Raw genomic sequence first — 1,201 nt, 5'->3', positions numbered from 1 at the left:
CCCACGTGGCGACAGCCAGCAACCATGCAGCCGTGAGCGTCAGCGCTACCGCATACGGTCTGGCGCCCACGCCGACCAGCGGCACGAGGCAGGCCGCCACCAGCACCGCGGCGGGCACGACGATCAGCAGGTCCGGGTCGGACACGCCGGCGAGCACGCCAAGGACCTGCGACCAGGCCAGCCACACCGCCACCAACGCGCTCCGCAGTAATACGATCATGACGCCCTCCGCATCTTCACGTAGCGGCCATCGACCATCCGCGCCTGGCCCTTCTCCACCAGCGACGCCGCCACCCGGAACGCCACCGGCAGCGGCAGCCCCTGCCACGCTTCCCACGCCGCTCACGTAGCGTTACCTCCACCGGTGCTCCCGGCACAGCCGCTCGTACTCGCCGTCCCAGTCCACGCGGGCGCTTCGCGCGCCGTGTCGGCTCACCTGTGTCAGGTGCCAGACCAGCGCCATGCGTGGCACCCGGAGCATGCGCAGCTCGACCGGCCTCTCCTGCGCGGCGAGGTTCCACCGGATGGACCACAGCACGTGCTCGTTGTCCCGCATCGGGAGCTGCGACATCTCCGTGCTGCGGGTCGGCTCCTCCAGGCCCTGGGTGAGGACGCGCAGCGGCACGTCCAACGGGATCGGCCAGTCCTCCAGCTCGATCCGCAGCATGTGCGGGTTCCGAGTGGGCTCGTAGAACATCTCGGCCATGACGAGTCGGTCCGTCACGTGGTCCCACACGGGCAGTTGCATGGCGACGGCCGGGTTGGTGATGGGCGTCATTCGGTGTCTCCGGTGGTGTCGTTGGTGGTGTCGTTCTCGGGGACGGCGCCGGGGTTCGCCCCCGTCTCGTCCTCTGTCACAGGAGGGGACGAGACCTGCCCGTCCCTGAGGGCCGGGCTACCGTTCGTCCCGTCCTCGTCCCGGCCAGCGACCGTGGACAGTCCGCTCGTCCCCGGGGGACGGTCCCCGTCGTCAGTCCTCAAGTTCGGTTCCGCCGGGGCCTCAGAACGGAGCCGCTGCAGCAGAGTCGTGGCGCGGGTGGTGGAAACCTTCGTCCCTGTGGCGCGAATGGCCTCCCTGAGGGTGTCGCGCGTGAGGTTCGTCCCCGCCCTCTGGAACTCGGCGACGATGCGCCAGCCGAGCGGCATCAGCTCGTCAACGTCGTCCCACCCGCGGGGGCGGTCCCCTGTTCGTCCCCGCTCT

3 protein-coding genes are annotated in these 1,201 nt (G+C 70.2%); all 3 read right to left on the bottom strand.

The window, feature by feature from the left end:
- A partial coding sequence (locus ABD844_RS52345; protein ID WP_344897625.1) for a hypothetical protein occupies positions 1-220 on the bottom strand: 220 nt, incomplete at its 3' end.
- Positions 221-352: 132 nt separating this feature from the next.
- On the bottom strand, positions 353-778 hold the full coding sequence (locus tag ABD844_RS52340; RefSeq protein WP_344897622.1) for a hypothetical protein: 426 nt from the start codon (positions 776-778) through the stop codon (positions 353-355).
- A partial coding sequence (locus ABD844_RS52335; RefSeq protein ID WP_344897619.1) for a hypothetical protein occupies positions 775-1,201 on the bottom strand: 427 nt, incomplete at its 5' end. The genes ABD844_RS52340 and ABD844_RS52335, both read right to left, overlap by 4 nt.

Origin of the sequence: Nonomuraea antimicrobica, assembly GCF_039536965.1 — a bacterium.
In the GTDB taxonomy this organism is placed as follows: Bacteria; Actinomycetota; Actinomycetes; order Streptosporangiales; family Streptosporangiaceae; genus Nonomuraea; species Nonomuraea antimicrobica.
Note: the sequence above shows the minus strand (reverse complement) of the source record. Positions and strands in the feature narration are given on the sequence as shown.